Here is a 12,549-nt window from a genome sequence, read left to right as displayed (position 1 = left end):
AGTCGGCACGCGCGCGTGGGGCACCCGAGCCGCCACGCGCGCGTGAGGCGAATGCGCACGTCACCCGTACGGCCGATCCGTCACCCCGGGCGCACCGGGGAACTCGGGACCTTTGCCTGGCGTTGTCACATACGGGAGGGTCCACTGGACCAAAGTGTTCCCCAGCTGCACGACTTGGAGGGCGCACCGTGCACCGCCGGCACAACGGGCTCAGGACCGCCGTACTCCTCGGGGGGCTGTCCGCACTCATCATCGTCATCGGCAGCTTCTTCGGCCGCACGGGACTGATCGTCGCGGTCCTGGTCGCCCTGGGGACGAACGCGTACGCGTACTGGAACAGCGACAAGCTGGCGCTCCGCGCGATGCGCGCCCGCCCGGTCAGCGAGTTCGAGGCCCCGGCGCTGTACCGGATGGTGCGCGAGCTGTCCACGCAGGCCCGCCAGCCCATGCCCCGGCTGTACATCTCGCCGACGGAGGCCCCCAACGCCTTCGCCACGGGCCGCAACCCCCGCAACGCGGCCGTGTGCTGCACCGAGGGCATCCTGCGTCTCCTGGACGAGCGCGAGCTGCGCGGCGTCATCGGCCACGAGCTGAGCCACGTCTACAACCGGGACATCCTCATCTCCTCGGTCGCGGGCGCACTGGCCTCGGTGATCATGTTCCTGGTGAACTTCGCCTGGCTGATTCCCCTCGGCCGCTCGGACGACGATGAAGGCCCCGGCCTGTTCGGCATGCTGCTGATCATGATCCTGGGCCCGCTCGCCGCCAGCCTGATCCAGCTGGCCATCAGCCGTTCCCGGGAGTACGAGGCGGACGCCTCCGGGGCCCAGCTCACCGGCGACCCGCTCGCCCTCGCCAGTGCCCTGCGCAAGCTGGAGACGGGCACGAAGCAGCTTCCGCTGCCCCCGGAGCCACGGATCGAGACGGCGAGCCACATGATGATCGCCAACCCCTTCCGTCCGGGTCAGGGACTCTCCAAGATGTTCTCCACGCACCCGCCGATGGCGGAGCGCATCGCCCGGCTCGAGAAGATGGCAGGTCGCCCGTGAAGACCATCCTGAACGTCATATGGCTCGTGCTGAGCGGTTTCTGGCTCTTCCTCGCCTACCTCGCCGCCGGCGTCCTGCTCTGCGTCACGATCATCGGCATCCCGTTCGGGATTGCCGCGTTCCGTATCGGCCTCTACGCCCTCTGGCCGTTCGGGTACACCACCGTCGAGCGGCGCGACGCGGGCGCTCCTTCCTGCGTCGGCAACGTCCTGTGGCTGGTCCTGGCCGGCTGGTGGCTGGCGCTCGCCCACATCGCCACCGGCATCGCCCTGTGCATCACGGTCATCGGCATCCCGTTCGGCATCGCCAACTTCAAGCTGATCCCGGTCTCCCTGCTGCCGCTGGGCCGCGAGATCGTCCCCACCGACCAGCCGTTCGCGTCCCGCTGAGCGAGCCGGCAGCGCACGCCCGTCAGGCCTGCTGACGGCACCTCACGCCCCGCGCCGCTCCGCCCACCACCGCCGTACGCCGTAGGCCGCCACGCCCACCGCGAGCACGCCCGCGCCCACGGCCACCGAGGCCGCGGGCAGCGCGAACGCCAGCGTGGCGCAGCCCAGCAGGCCCACCGCGGGCACCACGCGCGACAGCGGGGCCGCGCTCAGCGTCCAGGCCGAGGCGTTGGCGACGGCGTAGTAGGCCAGCACACCGAAGGACGAGAAGCCGATCGCGCCGCGCACGTCCACCGTCGCGGCCAGGACGGCCACCACGGCGCCCACGGCCAGCTCCGCCCGGTGCGGCACCTGGAACCGCGGATGCACGGCCGCCAGCGCGCCCGGCAGATGCCCGTCGCGGGCCATGGCGAGCGTCGTACGGGACACCCCGAGGACCAGCGCGAGCAGGGAGCCCAGCGCGGCCACCGCCGCCCCGGCCCGCACCACGGGCACGAGCCCCGGCACCCCGGCCGCCCGCACCGCGTCGGCCAGCGGTGCCGCCGCGTGCCCGAGCCCGCCCGGGCCGAGGACCGCGAGCACCGCGACGGCCACGCACGCGTACACCACCAGAGCGATCCCCAGGGCCAGCGGGATCGCCCGCGGAATCGTGCGCGCCGGATCGCGCACCTCCTCCCCGAGGGTGGCGATCCGCGCGTACCCGGCGAACGCGAAGAACAGCAGTCCCGCTGCCTGGAGCACCCCGCCCGCACCCGACGACAGCCCGACGTCCAGCCGTCCCGTGTCGGCGCGCCCCGAGGTGAGGCAGACGACGACCACGGCCGCGAGAACGGCCAGGACGACGGCCACGATCACGCGCGTCAGCCATGCGGACTTCTGGATCCCGCCGTAGTTCACGGCGGTCAGGGCCACCACGGCCGCGACCGCCACCGCGTGCGCCTGCCCCGGCCACACGTAGGCGCCCACAGTGAGCGCCATGGCCGCGCAGGAGGCCGTCTTGCCGACCACGAAGGCCCAGCCGGCGAGATAGCCCCAGAAGGCGCCCAGCCGCTCCCTGCCGTACACGTAGGTGCCGCCGGAGGCCGGGTAGCGGGCGGCGAGCCGGGCCGAGGACATGGCGTTGCAGTAGGCCACCACGGCCGCGACGCCCAGACCGGGCAGCAGCCCGGACCCGGCGGCGCGCGCGGCCGGCCCCAGAGCCGAGAAGACGCCGGCGCCGACCATCGAGCCGAGGCCGACGACCACGGCGTCCCGTACACCCAGGGTGCGGCGCAGACCGGCATCGGTACGTGTCATGCGCCGCACCCTACTGAGCGCGGCAACCGGCGGGTGGACCCGTGACGTCCTCTTCGTCGACAGGGCACGAACACGCGCGCGACGTACAGCGGATCCTCACCGGAAAATCAGGGGCCGGACAGTGCGGACACAGCGCGGAAGGGCAGGTTCACGGCATGAGCATCATCGGTTGGATCATCCTGGGACTGCTGGCCGGAGCCATCGCCAAGGTCCTGCTGCCGGGCCGCGACCCCGGCGGCTTCATCGGTACGACCCTCATCGGCGTCGCGGGCGCGTTCATAGGCGGCTGGATCTCGGCCCGCTGGCTGGACCACCCGATCACCAAGGACTTCTACGACGGCGCCACCTGGGCCGCGGCCATCGGCGGCTCCCTGGTGCTGCTGATCGTGTACCGCATCCTGTTCGGCAACTCACGCGACTGAGCGCGGCACGGCAGCACGGAAGGGCGGGCACCGCGGGGTGCCCGCCCTTCCTATGCCCACCGTCCGCTTACCGGTGGTGCCTACCGGTGGTGCGTACCGGTGGTTCTTACCGGTAGTTCACGAACTGCAGGGCGAAGTCGAAGTCCTTGCCCTTCAGGAGCGCGATGACGGCCTGCAGGTCGTCACGGCTCTTGGAGGTGACGCGCAGCTCGTCACCCTGGACCTGGGCCTTCACGCCCTTCGGACCCTCGTCACGGATGATCTTCGCCACCTTCTTCGCGTTCTCCTGGGAGATGCCCTCCTCGATCGAGGCGAAGATCTTGTACTCCTTGCCCGAGAGCTGCGGCTCTCCGGCGTCGAGCGCCTTCAGCGAGATGCCGCGCTTGACGAGCTTCGACTCGAAGACGTCGAGGACAGCCTTCACCCGGTCCTCGGAGTTCGCCTCCATGAGGATCTTCTCACCGGACCACGAGATCGAGGCCCCCACGCCCTTGAAGTCGTAGCGCTGCGAGATCTCCTTGGCGGCCTGGTTGAGGGCGTTGTCGACCTCCTGCCGCTCGACCTTCGAGACGATGTCGAAACTGGAGTCGGCCATGTCCTGTGGCTCCTTGTATCGGGTGCGTGATCGGGTGCGTGCCGGCGTGCGCGGCGGCGACCGCCGGACCCGGTGGAGCACCGGGCCGCATCCGCACCAGCCTAGCCACCCCGGGAGCCGAGGGGTGGAGATCAATCGGGTGGCGAAGCACCCCTCTCCATCGGGTATTGTTTACGTCGTTGCCGGAGAGCACCGCCGAAAGCGGGTTCGAAGGCGGCATCACCCCGGCGGTGTGCCCGAGCGGCCAAAGGGAGCAGACTGTAAATCTGCCGGCTCAGCCTTCCCAGGTTCGAATCCTGGCGCCGCCACACGGGAGCGAGGCCCCGTGACCTGCTTTGACAGCAGGTCACGGGGCTTTCGTCGTTGTGGTCCGGACGCGGGCCCGATGGTCGTGGATCCCGATGGCTTCACTAGAATCGAACGTGTGAACGAGGACCGTCCGCTGACGCGTCTCGACATGCTGCGCTTCGCCCGCCGCGTCGTCGAACACCAGGCTGCCCGGCAGCTTGCGCTGATCGACCGGTGGATCGCCGACGAGGAACGCCGGGAGGCCGAACGGCAGCGCCGCCTCACCGCCCGGCAGGCCGCCCCGGAGTGGGCCATCGAGCGGGGCCTGAACGGCCGGAGCGCGGTGTACGTCCACGCCGGCGGCTGCACGGGCGCCGGCGGGCGGGCGAGGGGCGTGGGCCGGGATCAGGCGGTACGGGCCCTCACCGAGGGAGGCGTCCCCGCGTGCCCGCTGTGCCGGCCGGACACCACGCTGGGGATTCTCGAATGACCGGCCCGGGTGCGGGCCCGGCCGGTCCGGATGATGCTGGAGCCATGGCCGGGAAACGTCCGATCATCGTGCACGTGCCGTCCCCGACCGGCGGCCGCCGGGTGCGGGTCGACGGCGAGATTCTCGGCCTCGCGCACAACGTGCGGGACCTGGTGGAGTTCCTCCGCCGGGCGGGGCTGGAGATCGAACCGGAAGACGTGGCCGACTCGCCGCTGATCGACTGGCGCGGAGTGGGCCCCGACCGGTGGGAGGCGGAGACCCGGGCCTGACCGCGGCGCCGTCGTGCCGCCCTGCCCGTCCGGGCGCAGGCGCGGGGCGCCTGTTCCGGGCACACTGGCGGCATGTCCTCCCGACGCAGAACCTGCCCCGTGTGCCGCCGCGAAATCGCCGTCGTCGCGGGCCGCTTCGCGCGCCACGACCCGCCCGGGGCGCGGGAGCACGGGGAACTCGTCTCCTGCGCCGGGTCCCGGCGGCAGGCACAACTCGGAGCCGCCCAGCCGTCCTTGGACGGCTACGTCGTGCCGGACTTTCCCGGTCAGCTGCCGTTGTTCTGAATGCTCACGTGTTCTGGCGGGTCGTCAGCAGCCCGTCCGAGCCGGTGTGCAGCGGGTCCGACCGGTCAACGGCCGAGGGGCGGTCTCAGTTCCCGGCAACCGACTTGACCGCGACCGACACCGGCGTCGAACCGCTGATCAGCTCCAGCGTCAGACCGGCCGTCGCCGGCGTGTCCACCAGCTCCGCCAGCACGGCCGCCACGTCGTCCCGTGGGATCGCTCCGCGTCCCGTGTGCGCCTCCATACGGACCAGGCCGGTGCCCGCGTCGTCCGTCAGCGAGCCCGGGCGCAGGATCGTCCAGTCCAGCGCCTCCTGCCGGGTGACGTACGCGTCGGCCTCGCCCTTGGCGCGCAGGTACACGTCGAAGACCTCGTCACCCCGGTGCGCGGGATCCGCGCCCATCGAGGACACCACCACGAAGCGCCGTACGCGCGCGCGTACGGCCGCGTCCGCGAACAGCACCGCCGCGCCCCTGTCCACCGTGTCCTTGCGGGCGGTGCCGCTGCCCGGGCCCGCGCCGGCCGCGAAGACCGCCGCGTCCGCGCCCTGGAGGTGCGCCGCGACCTCCTCCACCGAGGCGGACTCCAGGTCGAGCAGGACCGGTTCGGCTCCGGCCGCCCGCAGATCGTCGCCCTGTTCGGCCTTGCGGATGATGCCCGCCACCTCGTCTCCGCGCGCGGAGAGCAGACGCTCCAGCCGCAGCGCGATCTGACCATGACCACCAGCGATGACAATGCGCATGAATCCGACCGTACGCCCGAAGGGGCGCATCCGCCGCACGAGTTAACCGGCGCGGCCGGAGTGCGCCGGGCTCGCCCACGCCGGCGCGCGCCCAGCGTGCACCACCCGAATGCGCGCCCGGCGTGCACCTCCGACCACGCTCACGACAGCTCCCCGCGCCCCTGCCGCGGCAGCCCCAGCTCCGCTGCCGCCGCCGAATTGCAGTACTCGCGGACGGCGCTCGTGCGGGCCACCACCCGGCCCCGGTGCACCACGATCCGGCTGTAGGCCAGGGAGAGCGCGCCGGCGAGATGGTCGCCGCGTACGGCCAGCAGCTCCGCGGGGAAGCCCGCCTCCACCCGGACCTCCGGCAGCCCCAGCGCCGCGCGGGCCGAGGCGCACACGGCGTCGTACGCGTCCTCCGGGCGCAGGCCGTGGAGGGAGGCGAGGAGGTAGGCGGCCTCCAGGGGGTCGCCGCGGCCGACCGGGTTCGAGACATCGCGCAGGGCGCCGCTGCCGGCCGCCACCCGTACCCCGGCCGCGCGCAGCAGCCGCACCGGCGCCGCGCCCCGGCGGTCGGCGCCGCCGCAGCAGCCCTGGGGCAGGCACACCACCGTCACGCCGGCCGCGGCGAGCTGGTCGGCGATGCGGGAGGCGGCCTCGGTGGGCAGGCGCGCGAGACCGGCGCACGGTCCGATCGTCACGCCGGGGCGCAAGCCCCCCGCCATGGCCGCGAGCCGGGACAGCCGGGCCGGGTCGGCCGCGTCCGTGTGCAGGTCCACCGGGCAGCCCTGTTCGGAGGCCACCTCCAGGACCGTTTCCACGTAGCCGGTGGGATCCGGGTCCAGGTCCGGGCAGCCGCCCACCACGGAGGCGCCCATCTTCACCGCGTCCCGCAGCATCGCGAGCCCGTCGGCCCCGGCCGCCCCGGTCAGCAGCCGGGGCATCGCCACCGTCGTCAGCTCCGCCAGCCCCCGCAGCGACCGCCGGGCCTGCAGGACCGCGCCGAGCGCGCCGAGCCCCTGGACGTCGCCCACGCGCACGTGCGCGCGTACCGCCGTCGCCCCGTGCCCGAGCTGCAGCAGGGCCGCCTCCGTGGCCCGGCGCTGGACGTCCTCGGGGGCGTACGACACCGGGCCGGGGCGCTCGGCGGACAGGGCGGTGTCACCGTGGGCGTGCGGTTCGGCCGGGGCCGGCAGGAGCAGGTAGCCGCTCAGGTCCACGCGGGTGGCGCCGGTCCGGGCCGGGCCCGGCGCGAGACTGCCTGCCGTGCCCACCGCCTCGATGCGACCCCCGCCCAGCCGTACGTCCACGGTCCTGCCGTCGGTGAGCCGCGCCCCGCAGAGCAGGAGGGCGGCAGGGTCGGACGGTCCCGAGGACCCCGACGAGTTCGACGGCGGTTGCGGCTGCGGCTGGCTGTCGGGCATCGCGCTCCAGGGTCGGGGCCGGCGGCTCGGGCGGGCCGGCCTGAGGGATTCGAGGCCGTGCATCGCCCCAAGATCACGCAGAGTGAGTCGAGCCTAGGGTGGCGAGCCGCGCAGGGCGCGCAGGAGCGCAATAGTCGTACCGGCGTGGTCCGCCTCAGGCGGTACACGTGTCGCCCGCGCGCGTGGCCGACGTCCGGCCTGTCCACGCCCCACGCGCGCGTCGGGCCCCTTACGCACCCCCGAGGGGCTCAGGGGGTTGCCGAGAGGGCTGGGAAGAGGGTCGCGGTGGGCGGCCGGATACGGATTTGGGTGAACGGCGGCGGACCGTGTAATGTCTTCATCGCTCGCCCCAATAGCTCAGTCGGCAGAGCGTCTCCATGGTAAGGAGAAGGTCAACGGTTCGATTCCGTTTTGGGGCTCTGGTGTGAGAGGTTCCCGTCGCAAGGCGGGGGCTGATCTCATCAAAGCGGTGTAGCTCAGTCGGTAGAGCAAGCGGCTCATAATCGCTGTGTCACCGGTTCAAGTCCGGTCACCGCTACTGACAGTAGCCGATTGTGGGGTCGGTCCTTCGATCGGCTACTCTTTCTTGCGTTGAATTAGACCATCCGTTCGTCTTAGGAGCACTCACGTGGCTGCCACCGACGTCCGCCCGAAGATCACGCTGGCCTGCGTGGAGTGCAAGGAGCGGAACTACATCACCAAGAAGAACCGGCGTAACAACCCGGATCGTCTTGAGATGAAGAAGCACTGCCCGCGTTGCAACGCGCACACCGCGCACCGCGAAACGCGATAATCAGGCTCGTCCGCGAGGCCGTCCCCTTCCGAGGGGGCGGCCTCACGGCGTTTCACCGGCTCGGCGCTCACTTCGCCCCACCGGCCCCGCGCACATTCCACGGCGGGTTCCGGCTAATTTGGGGGCATCACAGCAGAGATCAGGAGGTGCCGGGCCATGGCGCTCGACCAGTCCTTCGTGGGGCGGACCTACCCGCCCACCGCCCCCTATGAGGTGGGCCGGGAGAAGATCCGCGAGTTCGCCGAGGCGGTGGGCGAGACCAACCCGGTGTACGTGGACCCCGAGGCCGCCAAGGCGTTCGGCCACCCCGATGTGATCGCTCCGCCGACCTTCGTGTTCTCCATCACGTTCCGTGCCGCCGGACAGGTCGTCGAGGACCCCCAGCTGGGGCTGGACTACAGCCGCGTCGTGCACGGCGACCAGAAGTTCGCCTACGCCCGCCCGGTGCGCGCCGGCGACCGGCTCACGGTCACCTCCACGATCGAGGCGATCAAGTCCCTCGCGGGCAACGACATCCTGGACATCCGCGGTGAGGTGCACGACGAGGCCGGCGAGCACGTCGTGACCGCCTGGACCAAGCTCGTGGCCCGCGCGGCCGAGGAGGCGTGAGCACGAGATGACGGCGAAGATCGCGTACGACGACGTCGAGGTCGGCACCGAGCTGCCGGCCCAGAGCTTCCCCGTGACCCGAGACACACTCGTGCGGTACGCGGGTGCCTCCGGGGACTTCAATCCGATCCACTGGAACGAGAAGTTCGCCAAGGAGGTGGGCCTGCCGGACGTCATCGCGCACGGCATGTTCACCATGGCCGAGGCGATCCGCGTGGTCACCGACTGGACCGGGGACCCGGGCGCGGTCGTGGAGTACGGAGTCCGCTTCACCAAGCCCGTCGTCGTCCCGAACGACGGCCAGGGCGCCCTGATCGAGGTCAGCGGCAAGGTCGCGGCCAAGCTGGACGACAACACCGTGCGGGTCGACCTCACGGCGATGAGCGCCGGCCAGAAGGTGCTGGGCATGTCCCGGGCGGTCGTACGACTGGCCTGACGGCCGGGCCGGCAGGCTCACGAACGTAAGGGGCGCCCTCCATGGAGCGGCGCCCCTTACGCGTATCCCCGCGCGGAGGCGCTGTTGCCAAGTTAGTGATTGAGTACTAACTTAGTCGCATGGTCAGGATGAGCGCAGAGGAGCGGCGCGAGAGTGTCATCCGCGCGGCGATGTCCGAGTTCGCGCGCGGCGGATACCACGGCACCTCCACCGAGGCGATCGCCAAGCGGGTCGGGGTGTCGCAGCCGTATCTCTTCCGGCTCTTCCCGGGCAAGAAGGCGATCTTCCTGGCGGCGGCGGAACGCTGCGTGGAGGAAACCATCCGGACCTTCGAGGAAGCCTCCGAAGGGCTGCGGGGCGAAGAGGCCCTGCACGCCATGGCGAACGCGTACACCAAGGTCATCGCGGAGCGGCCCGAGCGGCTGATGATGCAGATGCAGATGTACGTCGCGGTGGCGGCCGCCGAGGAGGAGGGCGACCGCGAGTTCGGCGAGACCGTCCGGGCCGGGTGGATGCGGCTGTGGGACACGGTGCATCTGCCGCTCGGTGCGGACGTCGACGAGACGACCACGTTCCTGGCGTACGGAATGCTGATCAACTGCCTGGTGGCCATGGGTTTCCCGCCTCGGCATCGGGTGTGGGAGGGGCTCTATCCGTCGGCTCGGGTGACGGGGCGCCTGGAAAAGTAGGGCGGGCGGGGAGGGCCGGCGACGCCTTTCCCTGCCCACGAAAGTTAGTCAGCAATAACTAACCAGAGATCATTCTCCGGGGGAGCGATGGCACAGCAGTCAGCAATACCCAGCACCACCTCGCGCGCGGGGGCCGTGTGGGCCCTCGTCATCACCAGCGTCGCCGGCTTCATGGCGGCCCTGGACAACCTCGTCGTCACGACCGCCCTGCCCTCCATCCGCGAGGACCTCGGCGGCGCGCTGGACGACCTGGAGTGGACCGTGAGCGCCTACACGCTCACCTTCGCCGTCCTGCTGATGACCGGCGCCGCGCTCGGCGACCGCTTCGGGCGCCGTCGGCTCTTCATCGCCGGACTCGCCGTGTTCACCGGCGCCTCCGCCGCCGCGGCCATGGCACCCGGCATCGGCTCCCTGATCGCCGCCCGCGCGGTCCAGGGTGTCGGCGCGGCCGTGATGATGCCGCTCACACTGACCCTCCTGACCGCGGCCGTGCCCGCGGCCAGGCGAGGGACGGTGTACGGCATCTGGGGCGCCGTCAACGGGCTCGCCGTCGCCTCCGGGCCGCTGATCGGCGGCAGCCTCACCGAACACGTCTCCTGGCACTGGATCTTCTGGCTGAACGTCCCGCTCGGCCTGGTCGCGCTGCCGCTCGCCCGGCTGCGCCTGGCCGAGTCCTACGGCGCCGGCGCCCGGCTCGACGTCCCCGGCACGCTGCTCGCCAGCGGCGGGCTCTTCGGAATCGTGTACGGCCTGGTCCGCGGGCCCGCCGACGGCTGGACCGACCCCGTGGTGCTGACCGCGCTGAGCGCGGGCGGCGCGCTGCTGGCGGGCTTCGTGCTCTACAGCTCCCGCGCAGCCGGCCCCATGCTGCCGATGCGGCTGTTCCGCTCCCGCGCCTTCGCCGGGATCAACGCGGCCAGCCTGCTGATGTTCGTCGGGATGTTCGGCTCGATCTTCCTGCTCAGCCAGTACATGCAGGGCGTCCTCGGCTATTCGCCCACCGAGGCGGGGCTCAGGATGCTGCCCTGGACCGGCATGCCGATGCTCGTCGCGCCCGTCGCCGGGATCCTCTCCGACCGGGTCGGCGGCCGGCCGGTCGTCGCCGCGGGACTGTTCCTGCAGGCCGCCGGGCTCGGCTACATGGCCTGGGTGGCCACCACGGACGCCTCCTACGCCGTCCAGCTGCCCGCCCTGATCATCAGCGGCGTCGGCATGGCCCTGTTCTTCGCACCGGCCGCCGCCCTGGTCATGTCCAGCGTCAGCCCGCAGGAACAGGGCATCGCCTCCGGTGCGAACAACGCGCTGCGCGAGGTGGGCGGTGCACTCGGCATCGCGGTCATGTCGTCGATCTTCTCCGCGCGGGGCGGCTACGAGTCCGCGCAGAACTTCGTGGACGGTCTGCGGCCGGCCCTCGTCACCGGCTCGGCGGTGGTCGCCCTCGCCGCGGTCGCCGCCCTGGTGATCCCGGCCCGCCGGAGCGCCGGCACGACCGCCACGGCGGCGGGACAGGCGCCCGCACCGGTCCTCGAAGCCACGTCCCGCTGACCGGCGCCACCGCGGGCGTGGACCGTGGCTCACAACGGTCCACGCGCGCGTGCGTGTGTTCTGCGGGTGCACGCGCGTGCGCGGCGACCTGCCACGGCCCCGGAGGCGAGCGACGGAAGCGGGAGGGGGCCCGCACGCGCGCGTACGGCGCTGTCGGACCCGTCTCGTAGTCTTGGGCCCGTGCAGGTACTCCACGACGCCCCCCTTGCCCCGCTGACCACCTTCCGGCTGGGCGGTCCCGCGACGCGGCTGGTGACCGCCGCGACCGACGCCGAGGTGATCGCCGCTGTCCGTGAGGCCGACGACAGCGGTACCCCGCTGCTGATCATCGGCGGCGGGTCGAACCTCGTCATCGGCGACAAGGGCTTCGACGGCACCGCCCTGCGCATCGCCACGCGCGGTGTCGAACTGCGCGGCACGACCCTGGAGCTGGCGGCCGGCGAGGTGTGGACCGACGCCGTCGCGCGCACCGTGGAGGCCGGGCTCGCCGGGATCGAGTGCCTGGCCGGCATCCCCGGCTCCGCGGGCGCCACGCCGATCCAGAACGTGGGCGCCTACGGCCAGGAGGTCTCCTCGACGATCACGGAGGTGATCGCGTACGACCGGCGGGCCGGCGAGACCGTCACGCTGACCAACGAGGAGTGCGCCTTCTCGTACCGCCACAGCCGCTTCAAGGCCGATCCCGAGCGCTATGTCGTGCTCCGGGTCCGCTTCGAGCTGGAGGACGCGGGCGGGCTGTCCGCGCCGGTCAAGTACGCCGAGGCGGCCCGCGCGCTCGGCGTGGAGCCCGGCGACCGGGTGCCGCTCGCCGACGCCCGCGAGACCGTGCTGAAGCTGCGCGCCGGGAAGGGCATGGTGCTGGACGCCGAGGACCACGACACCTGGTCGGCCGGTTCCTTCTTCACCAACCCGATCCTCACCGACGAGCAGTTCGCCGCGTTCCACGCGCGCGTGCGCGAGCGGCTGGGCGACGGCGTCGAGCCGCCCGCCTACCCGGCGGGGGAGGGCCGTACGAAGACCTCCGCGGCCTGGCTGATCGACAAGGCGGGCTTCACCAAGGGCTACGGCACCGGCCCCGCCCGCATCTCCACCAAGCACACCCTCGCCCTCACCAACCGGGGCCGTGCCACCACGGAGGACCTGCTGGCCCTGGCCCGCGAGGTGGTCGCCGGCGTCCGCGAGGCCTTCGGCGTCACGCTGGTCAACGAGCCGGTGACCGTGGGCGTGAGCCTGTAGCCGGGCCGGC

16 protein-coding genes and 3 tRNA genes are annotated in these 12,549 nt (G+C 72.1%); 15 read left to right on the top strand and 4 right to left on the bottom strand.

All coding sequences use genetic code 11. The features are described from left to right. Positions 1–188 precede the first annotated feature (188 nt). Positions 189–1,049 (top strand): zinc metalloprotease HtpX, encoded by an 861-nt coding sequence (htpX, locus tag ABZ937_RS01470; protein ID WP_361684424.1) that lies wholly within the window; start codon positions 189–191, stop codon positions 1,047–1,049. Then, positions 1,046–1,438, top strand: coding sequence for a YccF domain-containing protein (locus ABZ937_RS01465; RefSeq protein WP_361684422.1), 393 nt, complete (start codon positions 1,046–1,048; stop codon positions 1,436–1,438). Before htpX ends, ABZ937_RS01465 begins: the two co-directional genes overlap by 4 nt. A 42-nt stretch (positions 1,439–1,480) precedes the next feature. Here ABZ937_RS01465 and ABZ937_RS01460 read toward each other — a convergent pair whose 3' ends face one another. Continuing rightward, positions 1,481–2,734, bottom strand: a complete 1,254-nt coding sequence (locus ABZ937_RS01460) for an APC family permease (protein ID WP_361684420.1) — start codon at positions 2,732–2,734, stop codon at positions 1,481–1,483. 155 nt (positions 2,735–2,889) lie between these two features. On the opposite strand from ABZ937_RS01460, the gene ABZ937_RS01455 reads away from it, so the two are divergent. Further along, positions 2,890–3,156 carry a GlsB/YeaQ/YmgE family stress response membrane protein gene (locus tag ABZ937_RS01455; RefSeq protein WP_361684418.1) on the top strand — a complete coding sequence of 89 codons (267 nt, stop codon included), beginning with the start codon at positions 2,890–2,892 and terminating at the stop codon, positions 3,154–3,156. A 106-nt stretch (positions 3,157–3,262) separates the two neighbouring features. On the opposite strand, the gene ABZ937_RS01450 is transcribed toward ABZ937_RS01455, so the two are convergent. Beyond that, positions 3,263–3,751 carry a YajQ family cyclic di-GMP-binding protein gene (locus ABZ937_RS01450; RefSeq protein ID WP_361684416.1) on the bottom strand — a complete coding sequence of 163 codons (489 nt, stop codon included), beginning with the start codon at positions 3,749–3,751 and terminating at the stop codon, positions 3,263–3,265. Positions 3,752–3,977: 226 nt separating this feature from the next. Here ABZ937_RS01450 and ABZ937_RS01445 point away from each other — a divergent pair. The 4 genes from ABZ937_RS01445 to ABZ937_RS01430 all read left to right on the top strand — a co-directional run bounded on the left by ABZ937_RS01445 (position 3,978) and on the right by ABZ937_RS01430 (position 5,083). Further along, a tRNA-Tyr gene (locus tag ABZ937_RS01445) sits at positions 3,978–4,059 on the top strand. A 116-nt stretch (positions 4,060–4,175) separates the two neighbouring features. Continuing rightward, positions 4,176–4,529, top strand: a complete 354-nt coding sequence (locus ABZ937_RS01440) for a DUF6233 domain-containing protein (RefSeq protein WP_361684414.1) — start codon at positions 4,176–4,178, stop codon at positions 4,527–4,529. 44 nt (positions 4,530–4,573) lie between these two features. Continuing rightward, entirely contained in the window at positions 4,574–4,798 is a 225-nt protein-coding gene (locus ABZ937_RS01435; RefSeq protein ID WP_361684412.1) for a hypothetical protein, read from the top strand. Positions 4,799–4,870: 72 nt separating this feature from the next. Then, positions 4,871–5,083 carry a hypothetical protein gene (locus ABZ937_RS01430; RefSeq protein ID WP_361684410.1) on the top strand — a complete coding sequence of 71 codons (213 nt, stop codon included), beginning with the start codon at positions 4,871–4,873 and terminating at the stop codon, positions 5,081–5,083. 85 nt (positions 5,084–5,168) lie between these two features. On the opposite strand, the gene ABZ937_RS01425 is transcribed toward ABZ937_RS01430, so the two are convergent. Beyond that, entirely contained in the window at positions 5,169–5,825 is a 657-nt protein-coding gene (locus ABZ937_RS01425; RefSeq protein ID WP_361684408.1) for an NAD(P)H-binding protein, read from the bottom strand. 140 nt (positions 5,826–5,965) lie between these two features. Continuing rightward, a complete protein-coding gene (locus ABZ937_RS01420; protein ID WP_361684406.1) occupies positions 5,966–7,231 on the bottom strand; it encodes an amidohydrolase family protein in 1,266 nt (421 codons plus the stop codon). A 346-nt stretch (positions 7,232–7,577) separates the two neighbouring features. On the opposite strand from ABZ937_RS01420, the gene ABZ937_RS01415 reads away from it, so the two are divergent. The 8 genes from ABZ937_RS01415 to ABZ937_RS01380 all read left to right on the top strand — a co-directional run bounded on the left by ABZ937_RS01415 (position 7,578) and on the right by ABZ937_RS01380 (position 12,539). Beyond that, a tRNA-Thr gene (locus tag ABZ937_RS01415) sits at positions 7,578–7,650 on the top strand. A gap of 46 nt (positions 7,651–7,696) precedes the next feature. Further along, positions 7,697–7,769: transfer RNA gene (locus ABZ937_RS01410), tRNA-Met, on the top strand. 90 nt (positions 7,770–7,859) lie between these two features. Further along, positions 7,860–8,024 (top strand): 50S ribosomal protein L33, encoded by a 165-nt coding sequence (gene rpmG / locus ABZ937_RS01405; protein WP_003948671.1) that lies wholly within the window; start codon positions 7,860–7,862, stop codon positions 8,022–8,024. A gap of 156 nt (positions 8,025–8,180) precedes the next feature. After that, positions 8,181–8,633 carry a MaoC family dehydratase N-terminal domain-containing protein gene (locus tag ABZ937_RS01400; protein WP_361684404.1) on the top strand — a complete coding sequence of 151 codons (453 nt, stop codon included), beginning with the start codon at positions 8,181–8,183 and terminating at the stop codon, positions 8,631–8,633. A gap of 7 nt (positions 8,634–8,640) precedes the next feature. Next, entirely contained in the window at positions 8,641–9,069 is a 429-nt protein-coding gene (locus ABZ937_RS01395) for a MaoC family dehydratase (RefSeq protein ID WP_361684402.1), read from the top strand. Between the two features lie 119 nt (positions 9,070–9,188). Further along, complete coding sequence (locus ABZ937_RS01390) at positions 9,189–9,758, top strand: helix-turn-helix domain-containing protein (RefSeq protein WP_361684400.1); 570 nt, start codon at positions 9,189–9,191, stop codon at positions 9,756–9,758. A gap of 87 nt (positions 9,759–9,845) precedes the next feature. Continuing rightward, positions 9,846–11,303, top strand: a complete 1,458-nt coding sequence (locus ABZ937_RS01385; RefSeq protein WP_361684398.1) for a DHA2 family efflux MFS transporter permease subunit — start codon at positions 9,846–9,848, stop codon at positions 11,301–11,303. Positions 11,304–11,483: 180 nt separating this feature from the next. After that, positions 11,484–12,539, top strand: coding sequence for a UDP-N-acetylmuramate dehydrogenase (locus ABZ937_RS01380; protein ID WP_361684396.1), 1,056 nt, complete (start codon positions 11,484–11,486; stop codon positions 12,537–12,539). Positions 12,540–12,549: the final 10 nt, after the last annotated feature.

This window comes from Streptomyces sp. NPDC046727 (genome assembly GCF_040645635.1).
GTDB lineage: Bacteria > Actinomycetota > Actinomycetes > Streptomycetales > Streptomycetaceae > Streptomyces.
This window is presented reverse-complemented; position numbering and strand designations above follow the sequence as displayed.

Coding starts and splice junctions, on each gene's coding strand:
- ABZ937_RS01395 (WP_361684402.1), top strand. CDS start 8,641: ATGACGGCGAAGATCGCGTACGACGACGTCGAGGTCGGCACCGAGCTG.
- ABZ937_RS01425 (WP_361684408.1), bottom strand. CDS start 5,825: ATGCGCATTGTCATCGCTGGTGGTCATGGTCAGATCGCGCTGCGGCTG.
- ABZ937_RS01385 (WP_361684398.1), top strand. CDS start 9,846: ATGGCACAGCAGTCAGCAATACCCAGCACCACCTCGCGCGCGGGGGCC.
- ABZ937_RS01430 (WP_361684410.1), top strand. CDS start 4,871: ATGTCCTCCCGACGCAGAACCTGCCCCGTGTGCCGCCGCGAAATCGCC.
- ABZ937_RS01435 (WP_361684412.1), top strand. CDS start 4,574: ATGGCCGGGAAACGTCCGATCATCGTGCACGTGCCGTCCCCGACCGGC.
- ABZ937_RS01390 (WP_361684400.1), top strand. CDS start 9,189: ATGGTCAGGATGAGCGCAGAGGAGCGGCGCGAGAGTGTCATCCGCGCG.
- ABZ937_RS01400 (WP_361684404.1), top strand. CDS start 8,181: ATGGCGCTCGACCAGTCCTTCGTGGGGCGGACCTACCCGCCCACCGCC.
- ABZ937_RS01420 (WP_361684406.1), bottom strand. CDS start 7,231: ATGCCCGACAGCCAGCCGCAGCCGCAACCGCCGTCGAACTCGTCGGGG.
- ABZ937_RS01455 (WP_361684418.1), top strand. CDS start 2,890: ATGAGCATCATCGGTTGGATCATCCTGGGACTGCTGGCCGGAGCCATC.
- ABZ937_RS01460 (WP_361684420.1), bottom strand. CDS start 2,734: ATGACACGTACCGATGCCGGTCTGCGCCGCACCCTGGGTGTACGGGAC.
- ABZ937_RS01450 (WP_361684416.1), bottom strand. CDS start 3,751: ATGGCCGACTCCAGTTTCGACATCGTCTCGAAGGTCGAGCGGCAGGAG.